A 21,061-nucleotide genomic window follows, 5' to 3' on the forward strand; every position below is an offset into this window, starting at 1 on the left:
CAAGATAGAAAATAATTATTTCTAAAAGTGTCTCTTGATTAAAGATGGTAAAGGTTTTAAAAATCCGATGTAAGTGAATATGGTTTGATATAGTATTTTGAAAAACCTGTTTGATTAGGCTTGCGTTATGCTATTTTTGAAAACTCTGATGCTGACCATTACTAATCATACGCTCGAAAAATTGGAACTGTTGCTAAAAACGGCAGGGTACAGGGTGCGTTATGAAAAAGGGAATTTTAAAACAGGTGCCTGCCTGTTACAAAACAGCAGGGTGGTGGTGGTAAATAAATTTGCCAACCTGGAGAGCAGGATAGCTGCCGTTGCTGAACTGGCCCGTACCCTTGAAATCGACATTCACCTGCTGGACGAAAAACAGGCAGCATTCTTGCACCAGCTAAAGCAAACAACTTTACAACTGTGATATTTACCTTCCTTGGCACCGGAACCTCGCAGGGCGTACCTGTAATTGCCTGCGAATGCGAGGTATGTACTTCTGTTGACACGCAAGATAAACGCCTGCGAACGTCCGTACTGATAGAGGCTGAGGATAAGACAATCGCGATAGATTCCGGGCCTGATTTCAGGTACCAGATGCTGCGCGCCGGGGTAAAACACCTGGATGCGATAGTTTTCACCCATGAGCATAAAGACCACGTTGCCGGTATGGATGATATCAGGGCGTTTAACTATAAGCAAAACACTGCTGTAGATATTTATGCGGAAGCGCGTGTTCAGGAAGCATTAACAAGGGAGTTCCCGTACATCTTTGATAATAAAGGATATCCTGGAATACCACAGGTTAATATGCACCAGATTGGGATGGAGCCTTTCAGCGTGGGATCCGTTAACCTGTTGCCTATACGTGTAATGCACTATAAATTGCCGGTACTTGGCTTCAGGATAAAGGATCTGGTGTACATCACAGATGCCAAAACAGTTTCCGAACCTGAGCGGAAAAAGATCAGAGGAGCTAAAATACTAGTGGTTAACGCCTTGCAGAAAGAAAGGCATATTTCGCACTTTACATTTGATGAAGCGGTGGCTTTTGCGAAAGAAATGGGTGCTGAGACCACTTACTTTACCCACATTAGCCACCGCCTTGGTCGTCATCAGGATGTTTCGCAGGAACTACCGCCTAACATCAAATTAGCTTATGACGGCCTCAAACTTGAGTTCTAATCTTCAATACCGCGACCTGTTTTGTGCTGAAGCTCATCTATCTTTTTAGATGCGTCTGCTTTACTTAACGTCTCGTCCATCTCTTCACCTGCCTGGTCGCTTAATGTTTTCAGGTAAGATTGTTGTGCACCGGTCATCGGCTCATCTCCGGTAGTCCATTCATCTGGATCCTTAATAGCGTTTGTACCTTTTAAATGATCGTTGTTAGGTGCTGATGCGTTAGCTGCATCGTTTTGTTTATTATCGTTTGCTGTAGCCATAACTTGTAATTTATTATATCAACAAGCAAAGAGCGTAAGCTGTTTTAAGAAATGCTAATTTTATTAGCTATTATTTAAGTTCGAGATAGCTAATATTGTTGAGTATAGCCGCAAAGCCGTTGTGTAATCCGCGTTTATGCGCGTCTACCCGGCATTTGATGGTCATCAAATGGTTATTTACTGAAGCGTAGTGGCCTTCCTCATTATCAAAAAAGCCAGTATGGGTGCCTTTTTGTACCAGCGGGCAATCAGGCGTAAAATTGATCCATAATTCCTGCTTTTCTGTAGCTTCTGCGCTATTTTCAGCCTGTAGTGCAGATATATGTTGAGTGCCAACAAAGCGGCCGGAGATCTGGATATACTGCCCGTCGTACGCTATTGGGTTGCGAAGTAGGTCGGCAAATTTTACCTTCCTGAATTTAGCTTCTTCGTTACAATCGCTTGTATATACTTTAGTGGTATGCGAGCAGCTGGTGCAAAGCAATAATAATGCTGTGAGCAGGGATATAAATGAGCTGTTTTCGTGCTGATACATGCACTTACAAGATACACATATATTGTATTTAGATGTTATTTGTTGAGCAATCTTAATCTATAGCGAATATATGCGCCGGCATTGGTAAGCTGCTCTTCTTTCCAGCCACCATTAACGGTTGCGCCCGGTTCTAGTATAGCAGTTGTTTCATCCTTATCTGTCAAGTTCCAGTTGGCCCAGCTTAATTTGTTTGCCTCTAGCCAGTCTACCCAAACCTTAGTTTTACTTTTGCTGAACTGTCCGTTGCCGGTCGCCTCACCAACACCCCATTCGGTAACTAATAAGGGCATTTTCATTTTAAGCGCGTTGTCAGCCTTATCGCGCAGCAATTGCTGGTGGTTCTTGTCCGAAGCGTAGAAGTGGAAGGAGTAAGCAATATTATCAAATCCTGTCACGGGGTCTGCTGCTGCAATATCCACATCCTGGTCCCAATGCGGGCTGCCGACAATAATGAGGTTCTTTTTGTCGTATTTTCTTATTTCAGGAATTACTTGCAAGGCATATTTCTTAACGGTATCCCAGCCAATGCGCTCTGGTTCGTTCCATATCTCATAGATTACATTTGGTACCCCTGCGTACTTCTTAGCCATCTCCGCAAAAAATGCTTTTGACTGCGGAATGTGCAGGTGACTATTATGATCGTGCCAGTCAATCAGCACGTATATGCCCTTTTTAATGGCTTCGTCAATTACCGCCACTATCATTTTCTTTTGACGCTCGGGCTCCTGGAGGTAACCATGTGCCGGTTGTACGCCCATTGCGGCTCTAAGGATGGATATTTTGAAATCTTTTGCCAGCCAGTTAACAACCTCGGGGTTATAGTATTTTTCCCCTTGCCAAAGGCTCCACGACATGCTTACACCGCGTAGTTGTGGTGGCAGGCCATTCTTATTAACTATAATGCCGTCTTTAACAGATAAGAAACCGTTTAAGGCGACCGGCGAAGCCTTGGGTTGAGCCCAAGCTGCAGTTAACATAGTGATATAGCAGAATACAATTAACGCACACTTCTTCATAGTAGAGCCAATTTAAGGCATCTTTATAAGAACAACCTGTTATTGTATGAAATGTACAAGAGATTGGTAAAATGTGAACAGCGCCCCACCTTTCTCGGCGTTAAGCAACATTAATGTTATAGTACAATTATGTTAATGCAGTTTGCCTAATTTTGGAGCTATACTCATGTACATGAAAAGACTCAGCTTTTTATTCGCATTTATTTGCCTTTACAGCATTGCATTTAGCCAATCTATTGCGATTGTTGATACCGTTCAAAAGATCATTCCGGGGCGTAAGAACAGTCCAGCTCAGCAAAAGAAACCTTACGTTATCCTGATTTCTGCCGACGGCTTTCGTTGGGATTATACGGACAAACATAATGCAGTAAACCTAAAACGTTTCCGTGCTGAAGGCGTGCAAGCAGCTTCTATGATTCCATCGTATCCCTCGGTGACATTTCCTAACCACTACGCCATGGTAAGCGGACTATACCCTTCGCACTCCGGCCTGGTAAATAATACCTTTTACGACCGCAATCGTAATGATAGCTATAGTATGAGCAACAAAGTAAAGGTTGCTGACGGGAGCTGGTACGGCGGTACACCACTGTGGGTATTAGCCGAGCAGCAAAAAATGTTGTCTGCAAGTTTTTATTGGGTAGCGTCGGAATCAGCCATAAAAAATACGCGTCCTACTTACTATTACATCTATAACGAGAAAATAGATATAAACAACCGTATACAGGCTTTAGTGAACTGGCTTAAACTACCGCCTGCAGAACGCCCGCATTTTATAACTTTTTACTTCCCGCAGGTAGATCATGCCGCACACCTGAAAGGTCCTGATGACCCAGAAACAGCGCACGAGGTGCATTTTGTAGATTCAGCAGTGAATGAGTTGTACAAGGCGGTAAAAACAACAGGGCTGGATGTGAACTTTGTTTTTGTTGCCGACCATGGCATGACCAAAGTGGACAATCAGAACCCTATAGGCATACCAGCCGCAATAGATACCGCAAAGTTTAAGGTATCTGGCGATGGTATTTTGGTAGAGCTTTACGCTAAAGATAAGACAGCCATAAAAAGTACTTTTGATGAACTTACCAAAGAAGCAAAGGATTATAAAGTTTACTTAAAGACTAACATGCCTGCGAAGTTTCACTACGGTGCAACAGACGATTGGCATAACCGCATAGGCGATATTTTGCTGATACCTAACTGGCCGAAGGTGTTTAACCTTTATAATAAGAAAACCATTAACCCGGGTTGGCACGGTTACGACCCAACGGTTGTTAAGGATATGCATGCTACCTTTTACGCATGGGGCCCCGCATTTAAAAAGCACCTTAAGATACAACCCTTTGCCAATGTTGATGCTTACAACATGATAAGCCGTATACTTGGCCTTAAAATAACCGGGAAGGTTGATGGTACCGGTACACTTGCAAACGAAATATTGATCAAAAAGAGATGAAGCTGAAGTTCAGGATATTGTTGCTGCTGCTATTGCCGGCAACGCTTTACGCGCAGGACACAACGGTAGTGAAGAAACAAGCTGCAGTTGTAGCCAAAGCTGTGCTTGATGGCAACTATGGCACCGTGATTGACTATATGTACCCTAAGGTTGTACAAATGAGCGGCGGCAAGGCCAAGTTGCTGCAAATGATGACTAAAGGTATGAGCCAGATGAAAGCGCAGGGCGTAAGCTTTAGCGATGCGAGCGTAGGTTCACCGGGGCCGTTTTACAAAGCAGGTACAGAAATACACTGCCTCGTGCCCGAGTACATCACCATGAAGGCTGGGGCAAGTACTATTCGTACTAAAAGTAACTTGTTGGCAATTAGTAAAAATCGCGGTAAAACCTGGACTTTTCTAGACCTCAACAAAAATACTATAGCTGCGATCCCCAAACTTTTTCCAAACTTTAATAAGAACCTTAAAATACCTGAGCCTACACAACCGTTTGTGCAGTAACTTACATGAGGTTATATTTACAACTACTTTTGTTTTTATTGTTGCCCGGGTGGGTTTTTGCCCAGGACAATCCACTTGTTAAACAACAGGCGGACCTTTTTGCTCAAGCCACTTTTAAAGGAGATTACCAAACGGTAATCAGGTACACATATCCCCGTTTAGTTGCACTATCAGGAGGGGAAGAGAAGATGCAGCAGCTTATTACCGACCGCATAGAGACGCTGAAAAAGCAAGGTGCGCTTAGTTTTGAAGGGTCGGTAGGGATGCCGGGTAAGTTTTACCAGGCGGGTGATGAACTGCACTGCCTGCTGCCCGAAGAGCTTGTTATTATCACATCCGCAGGAAAATATACCGGCCGTACATGGCTGTTGGGCATTAGCGGTAACGATGGCAAATCGTGGACGTTTATGGATGTTGGCGCTATGCCCCATAACGTGCTGCTCAAGCTACTTCCAAGCTATAACAATGCCCTTGTTATTCCTCCGCCTGTAAAAATGGAATTTTCTGCTAATTAGCATTAGCATCTGCTATGTAATTCAATCTTTTCCTAAATTAGGATGGATTTACTCCCCTTACTCTATGCAACGAAGAAATTTCTTAAAGACCGGATCATTGGCTGGTCTCACCTTAGGTACACTGGTAACTGCATCATGCACAAGTACTGTTAAAGACTCGAAAGAACAGGCTGGAACAGGTGCTGCAACCACGGATGATTTTGAGCTGAACGAAGCTACCATCGATGATCTTCAGCATAAAATGCAGAGCGGCAGTCATACATCACGCTCTATAACCGAATTGTACCTGAAAAGGATTGAAGCGATAGATAAAAGCGGGCCGAAGCTGAACGCAGTAATTGAAGTCAACAAAAATGCATTAGACATGGCCGATGCCATGGACAAGGAACGTAAAAACGGGAAAGTGCGCGGGCCACTACACGGCATACCCGTGCTGATTAAAGACAATATTGATACCGGGGATAATATGCACACCACTGCAGGCTCGCTTGCATTGGGCGATCATTTCGCTAAGCAGGATGCTTTTATCGCGCATAAATTAAGAGAGGCAGGCGCGGTTTTGCTTGGAAAGACCAACCTGAGCGAATGGGCAAACTTCCGGTCTACACATTCTACCAGTGGCTGGAGCAGCCGCGGACGGCAAACTAAAAATCCGTATGTGCTGGACCGGAACCCAAGCGGGTCAAGCGCTGGTTCGGGTGCTGCCGCTTCCGCAAACTTATGTACAGTTGCAGTAGGTACCGAAACCGATGGATCTGTGGTATCCCCGTCTTCAGTAAACGGACTAGTAGGTATAAAGCCCACAGTTGGGTTGCTTAGCCGTACCGGTATTATCCCCATATCAATTACGCAAGATACAGCTGGACCCATGACCCGTACCGTTAAGGATGCCGCTATTTTGCTTGGGATAATGGCAGGAGCTGACCCCAACGACAGCTACACTTTAAAGAGCAAGCCAGAGAAGGATTACACAAAGTATTTAGATGTAAACGGGTTGAAGGGAAAACGAATAGGCATAGAGAAAATAAAGCACCCTGCAAACCCGGGGTTAGAATTTTTGCTTAACGATGCAATAGCTACATTGAAAAAATTAGGTGCGGAGGTGGTAGAAGTAGAGCTTTACCAAAAACTTAAAGCAGCAGATGGTGCCGAGTTCCAGGTGCTGCTTTATGAGTTTAAGGACGGATTAAACAAATACCTTTCTACAGCAGGTGCTTCGGTTAAAAACCTTGCTGATGTAATAGCTTACAATAACACCAACAAAGGTAAGGCGATGCCATTTTTCCAACAGGAAACACTGGAGATGGCTCAGGCTAAAGGCGATCTTACCAGTAAAGAATACGTGGAAGCGCTTAAGAAGTCAACCGGTGTAAGCCGCAATGCAATAGATAGCATTTTAGCTGACAATAAGCTGGATGCTATATGTGGGGCTACCAATGGCTTTGCAGTATGTATTGACTTGGTGAACGGCGACTATGATAATGGGTTCTCCTTTTCTACCCCGGCAGCTATGGCGGGTTATCCGCATATAACGGTGCCTATGGGTGCCTGGCATGATCTGCCGATGGGTTTATCGTTCTTCAGTACTGCGTGGAAAGAGGGCGAGCTGATCTCAATGGCATACGCGTATGAGCAAGCCTCCAAAAAAAGAAAGAAACCTGAATTTAAACCCGGACTATTTGAGTAAATACATTTTAGATATTAATACGGCCATCTCTACACGGCTAATTAACTATATTTGATAATGCCGCAGCCGCTACCAAAAAAGATATTTGCACGCCAGCATGAAATAACGCAGGAGTATTTAAAAGCTATTGACAAGCATCTGGACGATGTGCTGAATGAGCGGGTGACAGATATGTTAGAGATAAGGGACTTTGCGGAACTGCTACATATCCATCCAACCCATCTTAGTAATACCATAAAGCTGGCTACCGGTAAGCATCCATGCTTTTTTATTGAAGAGCGCATAATGGAGATTGCCCGCGAAATGCTGCGTAATCATACCCCAATAAAAGAAGTAGCATATAAGCTTACGTTCGATCCATCAAACTTTACCAAGTTCTTCAAGCGTTTTTCGGGCATCACACCTAAGCAATACCGCGAGCAAGTGTTAGAGGCGGAAGTTACCGAGGTGATGTGAACCTTAGCTTGCTGGTCTTCATTACATGCATCACATCCATACGGCAAAAAATACTGAAACTGTCACCATTTTATCGGAACTTATCACCATTTTTTTGGTTTTAGTTTGTTGCACCTTTGTATCAACATCTAAAATTATAAAAAATGACTACAACAAAAATTGCATTGATAACAGGCGGCAGCAGGGGCCTTGGTAAAAACGCTGCTTTGCACTTGGCAGCTAAAGGTATCGACGTAATACTTACTTACCGCAGCAAGCAGGAAGAAGCAGAAGAAGTGGTAAACCAGATATCTGCAAACGGGCAGACAGCGGCAGCGCTTCAGCTGGATACATCAAAGGTAGCAACCTTCGCCGATTTTAAAAAGCGGCTGACTGCGGTGCTTCAAGAGAAATGGGGCAGGGACACGTTCGACTTTCTGGTGAATAACGCAGGCATAGATGCCGCATCACCTTTTGCAAAAACAACCGAAGAGGATTTTGATAATTTGTTTAATGTCCATTTTAAAGGCGTTTACTTCTTAACCCAAACTCTGGTTACTACTATAGCTGATGGCGGGCGCATTATAAACATCTCTACAGGTCTTACCCGTTTTGCAACTCCGGGCTATGCAGCTTATGCCTCTATGAAGGGCGCTATTGAAGTATTTACCAAGTACCTGGCCAAAGAACTGGGTAGTCGTGGTATTGCAGCTAACCTGGTAGCACCCGGTATTGTAGAAACTGACTTTACCAAGGAGGCTTTTGGAAGTCACCCTGGTATGCACGATTTTATATCGTCAATCACCTCGTTGGGCCGCCCGGGTCAGCCAGATGATATTGGCCCTGTAATAGCATTCCTGTGCACAGAGGATGCGCGCTGGATTAATGCCCAGCGTATAGAAGCATCGGGCGGTATGTTCTTGTAACCGAATGCACTAATATCTAAATGCGTGAATGTTTATACGTTCGCGCATTTTTATTGCCGACTATTGTTAATTTTAGCTCGTTATGGCAGAGCACGAAATAACAAAACATACCAAGAAGATAATTACGGTTGCACGTGGGCATGATGATATCAAACATAAAATTAAAGACATCCTGCTGGAGATAGCAATTATTGTTTTTGCAATAACGCTTTCTTTAATAGTGGAACGCTGGCGTGAAAACAGCGCTGAAAAAACGCTGGAGCATAATTTTCTTTCTAATCTTGTAACTGATCTGAAAGAAGATCAAAAGCAACTTGAGGAAGATTCTGCCTCTTACGTAAACATGAAAAATGCCTTCGCCTATTATCGCGCTGCTTATAGCGGCAAACAACTTAACCCCGACACAGCTTCGCGCATGATTGACTACATGTACAATGTTGTAGGGTTTGTTCCATCAAGCGGGCGATTTGAAGCTCTCAAGGCTTCCGGCAAATTGGATGTTATTGAAAATAAAGACCTACAAGTTGAAATTGTGAATCTTTATCAGCAAACTATTCCGAGCCTTGTTGCGTCAACTAATCTGTTTGGTGATTTTAAAGCAAAGTTGGCGGATCATGTTGATCATAATTTTGTTATCAAAAACGGTAAGGACAACATTCAGCAGTTAATGGAGATGCCGCTTACCTATAATTTCCTTAATAGGGATGGTTATATAAATGCGATTATCTATAAGTATCACATCACTCTCGATAGCACCCGAAAGATAATTCGTAAAATAGAAGAAGAGGAAAAGTAATGGAATTTGGCCGTGTTACAGACGATGAACTAAAGTTGGTAGATTTTACGCTGCCACCTGACCCGCAATTTACAACAGATACTTTGCAACAGACTGGTACTGTCGAACCCTTACAGGTGCGTGCCGGTTGTGCCAAATGGGGCCGCAAGGAGTGGGTAGGGAAAATATACCCACCCAAAACTAAAGACGCGAACTTTTTAGATGAGTACGTTAAGCATTTTAACTGTATAGAGCTAAATGCCACATTTTACAATGTTTATCCTGCTGAAACGATAACCAAGTGGAAACAGAAAGCAGATACTAATCCAGACTTTCGTTTCTGTCCAAAGTTCTCTCAAAGCATTAGCCACATACGTCGTTTAAAAAACGCGGAAGAAGTTACCACCGCCTACTACGAAGGCATAATGGCCTTTGGTGATAAACTAGGGCCTTTGTTTTTGCAGTTGAGCGACAACTATACACCGAAGAGCTTACCAGAACTTACTGCCTACCTGGAGCAACTACCTACAGATATACCAGTGTTTGTAGAGTTAAGGCACAAAGACTGGTTTGCTGTTGATGCCAACAAAGAGGCGGTATTTAGCTTATTTAAAAGACTGAACATTGGTGCGGTTATAACAGACGCGTCCGGTCGGCGTGATTGTGTGCACATGATGCTGCCTACACCTCATGCTTTTATCCGCTTCGTAGGAAACAGCCTGGATCCAACAGATTACGCAAGATGTGATGATTGGGTAGAAAGGATAATACAATGGAAGGAGCAAGGCCTGCGTTCTGTGTGGTTCTTTATGCACCAGCACGATGAAAGGTACAGTCCTGAGCTGTGCGACTATGTAGTAGATAAGCTAAATCAGCGACTAGGCTTGAGTTTGCCACGGCCACAGTTCATAAACAGAGATAAAGGCCTGTTTGAGTAGCAACTACCAGTCTAAAGCACGTTTTCTTTTGCGCTTTACATAGTTGCGAATATCCAGAACGATACCTGCAAAGAAATAAAACATAAGTGGAAAACCTACCGCCAAAAAAGACGAGTAGATAAAAAACAATCTAATCTTAGCGATAGAAACGTTAAAACGCTCGCCCAGGTAAGTGCATACTCCAAAAGAGTAACGCTCAAAAAAGGTGATAATCCGTTGTAACATATCAGCTGGGTTTTAAGATTTTAATTCCAACGCCGCATTGCAGGCATTTCTTATGATCACAATAGCTATTTTTTAGTTCGAGTAGCGCCTGGGACTCGAAAGCTGTAAAAATGTTCACTCCTAAGTTAGCAAAATCCGCTGTAATGTGGTTATTCTCAGCCGGAATATTTTCCAGCAACTTCAAGGCGCGGCTCACAAAAAATTGCTGTTGCGTGTATTTGCCGTAAGCAAACAAAAACAAAGCAACTGTATTCAGTAACAATGTATCAACAGTGGACTTGCCCAAATGTTTGGTGGCAGGTGGCGAGAGTTTATCAAACCGATAATGATCTGTCCAGTATTGATGAATTTCTAACCCTAAGAACAACTCTCGGAGGTTCTTTACCTCTTTGGTTTCCAGTATCTGCGAAAAGAGATGGGTGCTGCGTACTATCAGCACGGCAAATTGTGCAAGCCGTATGGTGGGGAAGTTCTGCGGTCGCATGCGCATAAACTTCCATAGATGACTTTCAATTGGTGTGAGATTAAATTTCTTGCGGAGATAGGCGTATTCCGTTCTAAGCTTTACCGGGTATCCATCGGTAAGGTCATCCTTTAATAACCCCGCTTGGCCAAATACCAGCGCCTCAATTTGCATTGGGTTGTTCTTGTGCTTGGCCAGTATATTTTGAGGGAGGGATTTGGCTAAAAGTTCAAACGGTAATGCATTTGTTTTAAAACCAAAGTTGGCAGCCAGGAACTGGTAGAATGTTTCTTCCCAATCCCCCCGGTTTTTTTCTAATGCGGCTGTCACTGCTTCAGCGCGCTTTTCTAACCGTTCAACAAGTATTCTGGTTAACCAGTTTTGCATTGTAAGCGGGTCGACCCGCTTGATGCTTCCCTCACAAGGTATAACAATGTTGTTGCCAAAAACCAGGTTATGATAACTATGATGAAGTTCACCAGGAATTCTGTCTTTGAGTTCTAAAGTAGGTAGTAACCTGCCATTAGGTAGTATTATGGGCGTGTCGTGATTATATACAACATGTAAAATAACGTTGTCGTAAGCTCCGTCCGTCGAGTGGCCGTGCTTGTGCCAGTCCGAAGAGTTAATGTGTATTTCAACTGTTCCAGCCCACGTTTCATCTCCTACGCGTATACGCGCGTTCTGAAAATCAGCGCCTGCATGCTTGTTGTGCAATCCGGCAGAGTAAATTTGAATTTCTTCACCATCAGTTGTATACAGTCCGATCCTGTTAAACAGTCGGAATTTCCAAACGTAGTGCAAGAAGTCTTCTGTGAAAAGCATGGGACAATTTAGTAATTGCCCCACTTATTGCACAAATTTTTAGCAAAAAGGATGTTTAATAATTATTCGAACTGAAGTTCCCACTTGTCTTCGCCACCGTCCACAATCCTGAAAATGGTTTTTTCTACAGCAGCGTGCCCGTCCGATGATTCGACTCTCACCACATCATGATCATGGAATATATCAGATTTAGGAACCCATACAGCACCGAGTGATGCAGGGTCACCTGCAATGGTTATTGTTTTCATAGTAGTTGTTTTATTAGATAACAATCAGCAACGGAATTTGATTTTATGGTTTGTTAATGATACTGCTTCATACATAAGTCACAGAAGAAGCTTGTACGATGCGAACGGCCGGTATCTCGCTTTTGCAGCGGAACTTTATCCCGCGGACACTCCTTTTTGTTATAGGCTTGCCAATGTTTTTTTAGCGTTCCCGCCTTTCTTTGCTCAAAGAATTCAAAGCTGTACTTTATAGCTTCGTTAATTATATCATTTAACTTTTTAGCCGGAATAGAACTTACCAAACTTTCTGGGTGTACCTTAACCGTAAACAGCACTTCGTTCTTTATGATATTACCTACACCCGAAAATATCTGCTGGTCCATCAGAGCATCGCAAATTAATAGTTCCGGAAGCGCTCTCATTTTTGCAATGGCTTTTTTGCTGCTCCATTTGGGGCTCATGATGTCGGCATGCCAGTCGTAAACATCATCAAGCGGCTCCTCTATTAACTTAAGCTGACTGGCATAGAAGTTTAATTCTGTGCCGTTCTCAAATTCCAGATGCAAACGGGCAGGCTTTGCTGTATGCGAATTGATACGGTAAGAGCCGAACATCATCATGTGTATTCGAACGGTAAAGTTTGGAAAGCAAATCAGAAAATGCTTGCCCCAGCTTTTGAGGTCAGTAATGGTCTGATTTTTTAATAATGTAGCATCTAGCATGCGATTATTGCAACTGGCGTCTACAATCTTTCGTCCTTTAAACTGCTGTACAGCTTCTTTTAATATGAGTATACTCGGTCCTTCCGGCATTGTGTCTCGAATAAATATGAATTGAGAACAATCCGGGGAATAAATGTTTTGCAGGCCTTGTTAGTGCTTTTTCTTCTTAAGCAAGCCGCCGGTAGTATCATCAACGCTTTGTTGTACTATAAACGCAGCCGGATCTATCCGCAGTATTTCTTTTTTAATAAGAGGGATTTCTAACCGGGTAGCTACAGTAAAAATTATTTCCCGGGGCTCGTTAATATGCCCATCTTTTCCATACCCACTTCTGCCTTCGTAAACTGTTACGCCGCGACCAAGATTTTGGGTGATCGCTTCGCGGATCTGACCGCCCTTAATGGATACTACGGTAATACCAGTGTACTGTTCTAAGCCGTTCAATATAAAGTCGATCATTTTAGAAGCTGATAAATAAGTAAGGATGGAATATAGCCCTTCCTCAACCCCCAAAATAAAAACAGCAGTAGTAAATATCACCACGTTCAAGATCAGGATAACGTCACTAACGCGGACAATCTGAGCTTTCTTGCTTACTAATAATGCTGCTATTTCGGTACCATCCAATACCGCACCACCTCTAATGGCCATCCCTATACCTGCGCCAATGAACAGACCACCAAATACTGCAGTAAGGAGCTTGTCTGGTGTTACATCCGGGAACTTCATAAATGCCAGGGCTAAGGACAAGCCAGCTATCGCCAACCCGCTCCTGATAGCAAATGCTGCACCCAGCTTACGATATCCAAGAAAAAGGAAAGGAACGTTTATCACGAATATCAAAATGGAGAGCGGCACGTGAGTAGTGTCGGATAGTAGGATGGAGATCCCGGTAACGCCGCCATCAATAAAATGGCTGGGCAGCAGAAACCCTTTCAACCCCATCCCTGCCGAAAGTATACCCAGTACAATGAGCAACGTATCTATAAGAGCACCCCTGTATTTCATAGTTCAGTAGCATGTATGGGTGTTAAGATAGCGAAAACATTTTAAAGCTTGGGGCAAATTATGCCGTTCTGTTGCTTTGTAGTTGGTATTTAAAACGTTGTAATTGCAAAAAATCGTTATCACCAGCCGCTTTTCAGCCCTTCTTTCAAGGCTTCTTTGTACTTTTCTAAGTCGAAAGAATATAGGTAAGGTGCTTTGTGCGCGCCACCTTTACGGGTTTGTTCCAACTTATTGAGGATGCCAAAGCCAAGCATACGCCGCTGAAAGTTGCGTCTGTCTAGCTTTTGATCAAGGATGGTTTCGTACAATTTCTGCAGCTCGGGCATAGTAAACTCTTTAGGCATCAGGTTATACCCTATAGGCTGGTAACTGAGTTGCAGCCGCAGTGTATCAAGAGCGGTACGAAATATCAGTTCATGATCAAGCAGGAATACGGGTAGGTCGTTAAGGTCGCGCCAGGTGCAAAGGTCAGAGAACTCGTCAGGCGTAGGGTTTACGTTCATGAAATCTACCAACGCGTAATAGCCGATAGAAATAAAACGGTGGGCAAAAAAATTGCTTTCTTTAGGAACAATGTCAGCGTACATTTCATTATGCTGTTTATTACGGTCGTTTGCACCAAATACATGAAACTGTTTCAGGAATATGTCTTGTAGGCCGGTACGTGTTTCTAAAATACGCGTAGCAGCAACATCTATATGTTCGTCCAGTTCAACAAAGCCTCCGGGAAGTTGCCAACCTTCTTCGTTTTTGCTTTTTAGCATTAAAACTTTCATTTGTCCCTCATGAAAGCCAAACACTACACAATCAATAGATATGTGGTCTAAATAAATCTCCTTCGCACGTGCCGAAAAATCTTCCAGTTCCTCTTTAGTAAGCATTTACAGTGTTCAAAAAAATCTTTTGATTGTTTGAATTTAATATCTACAATTGTGTGCCAATTACACCCTTGTTTACATTGGTTTAATATCCAATTATAGTTAATAAGTTTAACATTAGGCAAGGACATCGAAAAATTACGCTTTCAATTTCTGTTTAGCAACAGTACAAATTTGTTATCCTCAATGAAGAAAAACTCTATAAAAAGGCTATCCATTAAAATTTCGGCGGTAACACTGTTCATGTTACCATTGGGCAAAGCTAATGCGCAGACTGCTGCAAACGACGCTAAAATGAATGCGTTTGTCACTAGCCTGATGAAGAAGATGACCATTGATGAAAAAATAGGTCAGCTTAACCTGGTAACAGGTGGAATGGCTATCACTGGTTCCGTAACAAACAATGGTATAGATAAAGGTATTGTGAGTGGATCCATAGGTGGCATATTTGGTTTGTACGGTGCCGACAACGTGCGTAAGGCACAAGATGAAGCTGTTAAGAAAACACGGTTGCATATACCATTGATATTCGGCTTGGACGTGATACATGGGCATCGTACCATATTCCCTATACCCTTGGGTATGTCGGCCACGTGGGATATGGACCTTATACAGAATTCTGCAAAAATCGCAGCGAAAGAAGCCACTGCCGAAGGTTTAAACTGGGTATTTTCGCCTATGGTTGATATTGCACGCGACGCAAGGTGGGGACGTATATCTGAGGGTAGTGGAGAAGACCCTTTCCTAGGCGGAAAAATTGCAGCTGCTATGGTGAAAGGTTACCAGGGTACAAGTATGAAAAATGCAGATGCTGTAATGGCCTGCGTAAAGCACTTCGCACTTTATGGCGGTGCAGAGGCCGGCCGCGAATACAATACGGTTGACATGAGCCGCATTCGTATGTACCAGGATTATTTGCCTCCTTATAAAGCAGCGCTTGATGCGGGCGCAGGCAGTTTCATGAGCTCGTTCAATACAGTAGATGGAGTACCCGCCACAGCAAATAAGTGGCTGCTTACTGATTTGCTGCGTAAGGAGTGGGGTTTTAAAGGTTTCGTTGTGAGCGACTACACTGCAGTGAATGAAGTTAGCAACCATGGGCTGGGTGATTTGCAAACAGTTTCGGCATTATCTCTTAAAGCTGGTCTGGACATGGATATGGTAGGAGAGGGGTTTCTTACAACGCTTAAGAAATCGCTTCAACAGGGTAAAGTTACACAGGCGGAGATAGACCTTGCCTGCCGCCGGGTATTAGAGGCAAAGTATAAGTTGGGATTGTTTGATAATCCATATAAATCAATAGATGCCGAACGTGAGAAACGTGATGTATTTACTGAAGAAAACCGCAAAGCCGCCCGCATTGCTGCAGAACATTCCTTTGTGTTGCTTAAGAACACTAATCAGGTATTGCCGCTTAAAAAATCTGGCGGTAGCATAGCGCTGGTTGGTCCGCTGGCCGATAACAAACGCGATATGCTCGGAACATGGGTGATTGCAGGTGAGTGGGAGAAATCTGTAAGTGTAATGGAAGGCATCAAGCACATCGTTGGCGATAACGTAAAAATTAATTATGCAAAAGGTTCAAATATTACGGATGATACAACATTTATGAAACGCCTTAACTTTGGCCCGGGCATGGTAAGCCTTGATAGCCGGTCGCCGGAGTATATGATAGACGAAGCTGTAAAGGCCGCAAAAAAATCAGATATCATTGTTGCTGTAGTTGGCGAATCGCAAAGCATGAGCGGCGAATCATCAAGCCGTTCTGATATCGACATTCCTGAGAGCCAGAAAAACATGTTGAAAGCTTTGGCCAAAACAGGTAAGCCAATGGTTATAATTCTTTTCAACGGACGACCGTTATCACTTACCTGGGAAAATGAGAATGCCGCCGCGATACTGGATGTTTGGGCACCAGGTACTGAAGCAGGTAACGCCATTGGTGAAGTATTATTTGGCAACTACAATCCTTCGGGTAAAATCACCGCAACGTTCCCTCGCAGCGTAGGACAGATACCTATATATTATAACCATAAAAATACCGGTCGTCCATATACTGATGGTCCCACTAAATTTAAGTCTAACTACCTTGATATTTCTAACGATCCACTCTACCCGTTTGGATATGGGTTAAGTTATACAACTTTTAAGTATAGTGGTATTAAGCTTTCTAAAACCAAGTTGAAAGGCAACGAGACTTTGAAAGCAACAGTGACAGTGACTAATACAGGTAAATATGCGGGAGAAGAAACCGTGCAACTATACATTGGTGATCCTGTGGCAAGTATTTCAAGGTCGGTGAAAGAACTTAAAGGCTTCTCGAAAATAATGTTACAACCTGGTCAACAAAAAGAGGTCAGCTTTAATATCACCCCTGAACTACTTAAGTTTTATAATACACAATTAAAATATGATTGGGAGCCTGGCGAGTTTACTATTGAGGTGGGTACAAATTCTTCTGATACACAATCTGCAAAAATTCAGTGGATGAAATAGCTGCTTATTAGCTAAATATTTGTTATACAAAATTGTTAATTATGTGCCGCTGAGCTAATCTGTGGCACATTTTATTTATATAACTGTTAGATTGGCTTCTCCTAATGATCCGATCATACACTCCAAATATTGGAGAATGGCAGTAATAAAAATGTTAACAATAACTTATCAAAATGATAATCTTGTGTACATAGTTGTTGCTTCTAAAAAGTGCTTGAAGTAAAAAAAACGAGTGGAAACTGCAATTTTGTGATGGGTGTTTTCTAAAAACTTGATTAGAGGAGTTAAAAAGTGTTATTATAACAACATTTTTACATTGTGAATTTTTCACATAAATCGATCATTGATTACCATAGGTTTAACAAACTTTTTAAAAATTATTAAATTGTTGTAGAACGTCGAAAAAAAATAAATAATTCACAATTCTATAAATCATTCTTGTGTAACCTGTACACTCTCTTTATATTAGAGCATTACCAATTATAAACTTTTCCAGATACAGAAAAGTATTAGATTTTTTATAAACAATAGATAACCCTGACCGGATTATCAAGAAACGTACAGAATAAAAGGCTTAGAACAGTTTTACGATATATGATAAAACTTTTACGATTTTCTTTTCTCGATTACATTTCAATCAAAGGGCATCTCACCCCTTTTTCGAAGGAAAATTCTGCAAAGTTTTCTTGCCTTGCTGTGCCTTGCTGCCAAAATCAGCTCCTGGAGTGACCACACGATCTTAAATCAAATATATTAATCAACTAAATCTCAATCTCATGTTTAAAAGTTTACTCCTAAAGGGAAGAGCACTGTGTCTGCTACTATGCTGCATGGTTTCTTCATTGGTAGTTACAGCTCAAACAAAGCACACTGGCCGTGTTATAGGCAGCGATGACAAGCTGCCCGTAGTTGGCGCCACCGTGCGTGTAAAGGGCACAACTACCGGAACGCAAACCGACGTTAATGGACAATTCACATTAAGCGTTAAGTCGGGCGACGTGCTTGTTATCTCTTATCTGGGATATCAAACACAGGAAGTTGCCGTTGGTGCCAGCGACAACATTAACGTTACGCTTGTGGCAGGTAACAACACGCTGAACGAAGTTGTTGTAACGGGCTACACCTCCCAGCGTAAAAAGGACATCTCGGGCTCGGTAGCTACAGTAGATGTTTCCAGCGCTATTAAAGTACCCGCTTCCAGTTCTGATCAGTTATTACAGGGCCAGGCTTCTGGTGTTACTGTATTAACTCAGGGTTCTCCGGGCGCGGGCGCGCAAATCACCGTGCGTGGTACATCAAACTTCGGCAATTCATCGCCTCTTATCGTTATCGACGGTGTGCAAGGCGGTAACTTGTCTAACGTAAACCCAAATGATATCGAGTCTATCAGCGTACTAAAAGATGCCGGCGCGGCAGCTATCTACGGTGTAAGCGGTGGTAACGGTGTTGTTGTGGTTACTACTAAGAAAGGTAAAGCTGGCAAGTCAACCTTTTCTTACGATGGCTATTATGGTACTCAAAGGCCACTAGGCGGTAATCCTTTTAACGTATTAAACGGTAGAGATTACCTTGCTTTAGTTAAACAAGTTGAGCCAAACAGTCCGCTATTCCTTGCAAACGGCGCAATCGCAGACTTTGGTGTGCAAGGCCCCGGCGTTACAAAAGGCAACTATGCGGCAGGTAATCCGGCAGTTGACCCTTCTCGTTATAAATACGATGAGTTTAACCCTGGTAACGACTACTTAATACAACAATACAACAATAACGAAGGTACCGATTGGTTCCACGCTATTTTCAAGAACGCTCCTATTCAATCGCACACCATTTCTGCAAGTGGTGCAAACGACAAGAACTCTTATTATGCATCTTTTGGCTATCTTAACCAACAGGGTACATTAATTTACACTTATTTTAAACGCGCTCAGGCACGTATCAACACTACCTTCAACATCAAGGATCATATCCGGGTAGGAGAAAATGCTACTTTATTCTACACACTAAGCCCTAATGGTCAGGGTGGTATTCCAGGCGGCAACCAAAACGAAGGCAACGCTATCTCTATGAGCTATCGTCTGCAACCGCAAATTCCTATTTACGATATTTCAGGGGTACAATATGCCGGTACATGGGCAGGTCCAACTGCTTTGGGTAACGCAACCAACCCTGTTGCAACTCAGTACCGCCAGCGTAACAATGAAAACCGTACCTGGAACATTGAAGGTACAGTGTTTGCCGAGGCTGATTTCCTTAAACACTTTACTGCACGTACCGCATTTAGCGGACACATTGACAACTTCTACAATTTCGCTATCACCTACACGCCTTATGATAGTGGCGAAGGTCATGCAAATAAGAACGGCTATTCTGAAAATGCGGGTTACAACAACTATTACAACTGGACAAATACTATCCAGTATGGCCAGATTTTCGGCAAGCACGATGTGAAATTGTTTGTGGGTTACGAGCAGAAACAATATTCAGGACGTGGCATTGGTACATCTGTATCAACACTGCCTTCACTTGACCCTAACTTCGTAAATATTGGTGCAGGTAGCGACGTTAACAACCGTTACAGCTACTTTGCGCAGCCAACATCAGGTCAATCATTCTTCGGTCGTTTAGATTATATTTATAACTCTAAATACATCTTAGGTGCTACTCTTCGTCGTGATGCTTCTTCTGTATTTGCGCCAGGAAGAAGAGTTGGTTACTTCCCTTCAGTGTCATTAGGCTGGAGAATCAGCCAGGAAGATTTCATGAAAGGTATCAACTGGCTTAATGATTTGAAACTACGTGGTAGCTATGGCGAAGCTGGTTTTCAGGCAAACGTACCTGGATCTAACGCCGCTACATTATTCGGTTTAGACAGGGCGTCTTCATTTTACGCTATTGACGGTTCAAACAGTAATATTACTCAAGGTTTCTTCAACAGCCAATTGGGTAACACTGCAACAACATGGGAAACCGACAAAATCATGAACTTTGGTTTTGATGCAACTTTCTTTAATAAATTAGATGTTACAGCAGAGTATTACAAAAAAACATCTTCTGACTTGTTATTTGCTGTTACCTTACCTGCAACTGTAGGTGGTGGTTCTGCTCCGTTCGTTAACATAGGCGAAGTTCAAAACAAAGGTTTAGACATATCAGTAAACTATCGCGATAAAATCACCAGCGATCTTTCTTTCAACGTTGGCCTTAACTTCACTTCTGTTAAGAACAAGATTACTTCTCTGAAGAACAACTATACAGACGTATTCCTACGTTTTGGTGCAGTAGTTAAACAACAGGTTGGCATGCCAATTGGTTCGTTCTACGGCTATAAAGTTGTGGGTTACTTTAAAGATGCAGCCGACGTAACATCATCTCCAACTCAGGACGGTGCAGGCCCAGGCCGCTTCAAGTATCAGGATGTTGACGGCGATGGAAAAATCACCGATAACGACCGTACTTTCTATGGTAGCGGTAACCCCGATTTCATATATGGTTTGAACTTGGGCCTTAACTATAAAGGCTTCGATTTCAGCACTGTATTCTACGGTTCACAAGGTAACGAAGCGTTCAACTATGTTAAATACTGGACTAACTTCTACTCTTCACTTACAGGTAACAAAAGCAACGATCTGTTATACAACGCCTGGACACCAACTAACCTTAATCCTGCAGCTCCAAAAGCTGAGGCTGTTAACAATTTTAGCACCAGCGGTGTAGCTAACTCTTACTACGTAGAAAATGCTTCATTCCTGAAATGCCGCGTTATGCAGTTAGGTTATACTTTCGGTGCTGCTAAATTAAAAGCAATCGGTGTTGACAAACTAAATGTTTATGTACAAGGTACCAACTTGTTCACTGTAACTAAATACAGTGGCATGGATCCTGAATTACAGGCTAATGGTGGCAGTGCTCCTGGTATTGACCAGGGTAACTACCCTAACAACGAGCGTAAATTTATTTTGGGTGCTCGTTTAACATTTTAATTATCGGAAAGTAAAAAC

At 42.8% G+C, this 21,061-nt stretch carries 21 protein-coding genes; 12 read left to right on the forward strand and 9 right to left on the reverse strand.

Going from position 1 to position 21,061, the window contains the following annotated elements; genetic code table 11:
- The first annotated feature begins 148 nt into the window (after positions 1 to 148).
- Together AC59GT_RS04860 and AC59GT_RS04865 are read left to right on the forward strand one after the other, a co-directional pair.
- The gene (locus AC59GT_RS04860) at positions 149 to 421 is read left to right on the forward strand and encodes a hypothetical protein (RefSeq protein ID WP_497236580.1); all 273 of its coding nucleotides are present in this window, start codon (positions 149 to 151) and stop codon (positions 419 to 421) included.
- Positions 418 to 1,179: an MBL fold metallo-hydrolase gene (locus AC59GT_RS04865; RefSeq protein ID WP_497236581.1), complete on the forward strand. Its 762-nt coding sequence runs from the start codon at positions 418 to 420 to the stop codon at positions 1,177 to 1,179. The genes AC59GT_RS04860 and AC59GT_RS04865 overlap by 4 nt, the downstream gene beginning before the upstream one ends.
- On the opposite strand, the gene AC59GT_RS04870 is transcribed toward AC59GT_RS04865, so the two are convergent.
- From AC59GT_RS04870 to AC59GT_RS04880, 3 genes are all read right to left on the reverse strand, one after another.
- The gene (locus AC59GT_RS04870) at positions 1,176 to 1,439 is read right to left on the reverse strand and encodes a DUF3072 domain-containing protein (RefSeq protein ID WP_497236582.1); all 264 of its coding nucleotides are present in this window, start codon (positions 1,437 to 1,439) and stop codon (positions 1,176 to 1,178) included. The two genes, AC59GT_RS04865 and AC59GT_RS04870, sit on opposite strands and share 4 nt — an antisense overlap.
- A gap of 70 nt (positions 1,440 to 1,509) precedes the next feature.
- Positions 1,510 to 1,974 carry a hypothetical protein gene (locus AC59GT_RS04875; protein ID WP_497236583.1) on the reverse strand — a complete coding sequence of 155 codons (465 nt, stop codon included), beginning with the start codon at positions 1,972 to 1,974 and terminating at the stop codon, positions 1,510 to 1,512.
- 35 nt (positions 1,975 to 2,009) lie between these two features.
- Positions 2,010 to 2,951 (reverse strand): glycoside hydrolase family 5 protein, encoded by a 942-nt coding sequence (locus AC59GT_RS04880; protein WP_497236584.1) that lies wholly within the window; start codon positions 2,949 to 2,951, stop codon positions 2,010 to 2,012.
- A 211-nt stretch (positions 2,952 to 3,162) separates the two neighbouring features.
- Between AC59GT_RS04880 and AC59GT_RS04885 the strand changes: the two genes are divergently transcribed.
- The 8 genes from AC59GT_RS04885 (at position 3,163) to AC59GT_RS04920 (ending at position 10,222) form a co-directional block, all read left to right on the forward strand.
- Positions 3,163 to 4,446, forward strand: coding sequence for an alkaline phosphatase family protein (locus tag AC59GT_RS04885; protein ID WP_497236585.1), 1,284 nt, complete (start codon positions 3,163 to 3,165; stop codon positions 4,444 to 4,446).
- The gene (locus AC59GT_RS04890) at positions 4,443 to 4,946 is read left to right on the forward strand and encodes a hypothetical protein (RefSeq protein ID WP_497236586.1); all 504 of its coding nucleotides are present in this window, start codon (positions 4,443 to 4,445) and stop codon (positions 4,944 to 4,946) included. The genes AC59GT_RS04885 and AC59GT_RS04890 overlap by 4 nt, the downstream gene beginning before the upstream one ends.
- A 5-nt stretch (positions 4,947 to 4,951) precedes the next feature.
- Positions 4,952 to 5,461, forward strand: a complete 510-nt coding sequence (locus AC59GT_RS04895; protein ID WP_497236587.1) for a hypothetical protein — start codon at positions 4,952 to 4,954, stop codon at positions 5,459 to 5,461.
- Positions 5,462 to 5,525: 64 nt separating this feature from the next.
- The gene (locus AC59GT_RS04900) at positions 5,526 to 7,148 is read left to right on the forward strand and encodes an amidase (protein ID WP_497236588.1); all 1,623 of its coding nucleotides are present in this window, start codon (positions 5,526 to 5,528) and stop codon (positions 7,146 to 7,148) included.
- A gap of 57 nt (positions 7,149 to 7,205) precedes the next feature.
- Positions 7,206 to 7,604, forward strand: a complete 399-nt coding sequence (locus AC59GT_RS04905; protein ID WP_497236589.1) for a helix-turn-helix domain-containing protein — start codon at positions 7,206 to 7,208, stop codon at positions 7,602 to 7,604.
- A gap of 143 nt (positions 7,605 to 7,747) precedes the next feature.
- On the forward strand, positions 7,748 to 8,509 hold the full coding sequence (locus AC59GT_RS04910; RefSeq protein WP_497236590.1) for an SDR family oxidoreductase: 762 nt from the start codon (positions 7,748 to 7,750) through the stop codon (positions 8,507 to 8,509).
- Positions 8,510 to 8,591: 82 nt separating this feature from the next.
- Positions 8,592 to 9,305 carry a hypothetical protein gene (locus tag AC59GT_RS04915; RefSeq protein ID WP_497236591.1) on the forward strand — a complete coding sequence of 238 codons (714 nt, stop codon included), beginning with the start codon at positions 8,592 to 8,594 and terminating at the stop codon, positions 9,303 to 9,305.
- Positions 9,305 to 10,222 carry a DUF72 domain-containing protein gene (locus tag AC59GT_RS04920; protein ID WP_497236592.1) on the forward strand — a complete coding sequence of 306 codons (918 nt, stop codon included), beginning with the start codon at positions 9,305 to 9,307 and terminating at the stop codon, positions 10,220 to 10,222. The genes AC59GT_RS04915 and AC59GT_RS04920 overlap by 1 nt, the downstream gene beginning before the upstream one ends.
- 3 nt (positions 10,223 to 10,225) lie before the next feature.
- On the opposite strand, the gene AC59GT_RS04925 is transcribed toward AC59GT_RS04920, so the two are convergent.
- From AC59GT_RS04925 to AC59GT_RS04950, 6 genes are all read right to left on the reverse strand, one after another.
- Entirely contained in the window at positions 10,226 to 10,447 is a 222-nt protein-coding gene (locus tag AC59GT_RS04925) for a PspC domain-containing protein (RefSeq protein ID WP_117384982.1), read from the reverse strand.
- Position 10,448: 1 nt separating this feature from the next.
- Entirely contained in the window at positions 10,449 to 11,735 is a 1,287-nt protein-coding gene (locus AC59GT_RS04930) for a DUF2851 family protein (RefSeq protein ID WP_497236593.1), read from the reverse strand.
- Positions 11,736 to 11,797: 62 nt separating this feature from the next.
- Positions 11,798 to 11,983 (reverse strand): hypothetical protein, encoded by a 186-nt coding sequence (locus AC59GT_RS04935; protein WP_497236594.1) that lies wholly within the window; start codon positions 11,981 to 11,983, stop codon positions 11,798 to 11,800.
- Positions 11,984 to 12,036: 53 nt separating this feature from the next.
- The gene (locus AC59GT_RS04940) at positions 12,037 to 12,774 is read right to left on the reverse strand and encodes a DNA-formamidopyrimidine glycosylase family protein (protein ID WP_497236595.1); all 738 of its coding nucleotides are present in this window, start codon (positions 12,772 to 12,774) and stop codon (positions 12,037 to 12,039) included.
- A gap of 60 nt (positions 12,775 to 12,834) precedes the next feature.
- Complete coding sequence (locus AC59GT_RS04945; RefSeq protein WP_497236596.1) at positions 12,835 to 13,692, reverse strand: YitT family protein; 858 nt, start codon at positions 13,690 to 13,692, stop codon at positions 12,835 to 12,837.
- A 119-nt stretch (positions 13,693 to 13,811) separates the two neighbouring features.
- Positions 13,812 to 14,573 carry an NUDIX hydrolase gene (locus tag AC59GT_RS04950; protein WP_497236597.1) on the reverse strand — a complete coding sequence of 254 codons (762 nt, stop codon included), beginning with the start codon at positions 14,571 to 14,573 and terminating at the stop codon, positions 13,812 to 13,814.
- Positions 14,574 to 14,756: 183 nt separating this feature from the next.
- Here AC59GT_RS04950 and bglX point away from each other — a divergent pair, with 183 nt between their 5' ends.
- Both bglX and AC59GT_RS04960 read left to right on the forward strand, forming a co-directional pair.
- On the forward strand, positions 14,757 to 17,066 hold the full coding sequence (gene bglX, locus AC59GT_RS04955) for a beta-glucosidase BglX (protein ID WP_497236598.1): 2,310 nt from the start codon (positions 14,757 to 14,759) through the stop codon (positions 17,064 to 17,066).
- 830 nt (positions 17,067 to 17,896) lie between these two features.
- Positions 17,897 to 21,043, forward strand: coding sequence for a SusC/RagA family TonB-linked outer membrane protein (locus AC59GT_RS04960; protein ID WP_117384989.1), 3,147 nt, complete (start codon positions 17,897 to 17,899; stop codon positions 21,041 to 21,043).
- Positions 21,044 to 21,061 lie beyond the last annotated feature (18 nt).

Source organism: Mucilaginibacter sp. 320_HR (assembly GCF_059691875.1).

What these genes read in the sequence shown, in the direction of transcription:
- AC59GT_RS04860 (WP_497236580.1), top strand. Translation starts at nt 149, where the DNA reads ATGCTGACCATTACTAATCATACGCTCGAAAAATTGGAACTGTTGCTA.
- AC59GT_RS04870 (WP_497236582.1), bottom strand. Translation starts at nt 1,439, where the DNA reads ATGGCTACAGCAAACGATAATAAACAAAACGATGCAGCTAACGCATCA.
- AC59GT_RS04875 (WP_497236583.1), bottom strand. Translation starts at nt 1,974, where the DNA reads ATGTATCAGCACGAAAACAGCTCATTTATATCCCTGCTCACAGCATTA.
- AC59GT_RS04880 (WP_497236584.1), bottom strand. Translation starts at nt 2,951, where the DNA reads ATGTTAACTGCAGCTTGGGCTCAACCCAAGGCTTCGCCGGTCGCCTTA.
- AC59GT_RS04885 (WP_497236585.1), top strand. Translation starts at nt 3,163, where the DNA reads ATGAAAAGACTCAGCTTTTTATTCGCATTTATTTGCCTTTACAGCATT.
- AC59GT_RS04890 (WP_497236586.1), top strand. Translation starts at nt 4,443, where the DNA reads ATGAAGCTGAAGTTCAGGATATTGTTGCTGCTGCTATTGCCGGCAACG.
- AC59GT_RS04895 (WP_497236587.1), top strand. Translation starts at nt 4,952, where the DNA reads ATGAGGTTATATTTACAACTACTTTTGTTTTTATTGTTGCCCGGGTGG.
- AC59GT_RS04900 (WP_497236588.1), top strand. Translation starts at nt 5,526, where the DNA reads ATGCAACGAAGAAATTTCTTAAAGACCGGATCATTGGCTGGTCTCACC.
- AC59GT_RS04905 (WP_497236589.1), top strand. Translation starts at nt 7,206, where the DNA reads ATGCCGCAGCCGCTACCAAAAAAGATATTTGCACGCCAGCATGAAATA.
- AC59GT_RS04910 (WP_497236590.1), top strand. Translation starts at nt 7,748, where the DNA reads ATGACTACAACAAAAATTGCATTGATAACAGGCGGCAGCAGGGGCCTT.
- AC59GT_RS04915 (WP_497236591.1), top strand. Translation starts at nt 8,592, where the DNA reads ATGGCAGAGCACGAAATAACAAAACATACCAAGAAGATAATTACGGTT.
- AC59GT_RS04920 (WP_497236592.1), top strand. Translation starts at nt 9,305, where the DNA reads ATGGAATTTGGCCGTGTTACAGACGATGAACTAAAGTTGGTAGATTTT.
- AC59GT_RS04925 (WP_117384982.1), bottom strand. Translation starts at nt 10,447, where the DNA reads ATGTTACAACGGATTATCACCTTTTTTGAGCGTTACTCTTTTGGAGTA.
- AC59GT_RS04930 (WP_497236593.1), bottom strand. Translation starts at nt 11,735, where the DNA reads ATGCTTTTCACAGAAGACTTCTTGCACTACGTTTGGAAATTCCGACTG.
- AC59GT_RS04935 (WP_497236594.1), bottom strand. Translation starts at nt 11,983, where the DNA reads ATGAAAACAATAACCATTGCAGGTGACCCTGCATCACTCGGTGCTGTA.
- AC59GT_RS04940 (WP_497236595.1), bottom strand. Translation starts at nt 12,774, where the DNA reads ATGCCGGAAGGACCGAGTATACTCATATTAAAAGAAGCTGTACAGCAG.
- AC59GT_RS04945 (WP_497236596.1), bottom strand. Translation starts at nt 13,692, where the DNA reads ATGAAATACAGGGGTGCTCTTATAGATACGTTGCTCATTGTACTGGGT.
- AC59GT_RS04950 (WP_497236597.1), bottom strand. Translation starts at nt 14,573, where the DNA reads ATGCTTACTAAAGAGGAACTGGAAGATTTTTCGGCACGTGCGAAGGAG.
- bglX (WP_497236598.1), top strand. Translation starts at nt 14,757, where the DNA reads ATGAAGAAAAACTCTATAAAAAGGCTATCCATTAAAATTTCGGCGGTA.
- AC59GT_RS04960 (WP_117384989.1), top strand. Translation starts at nt 17,897, where the DNA reads ATGGTTTCTTCATTGGTAGTTACAGCTCAAACAAAGCACACTGGCCGT.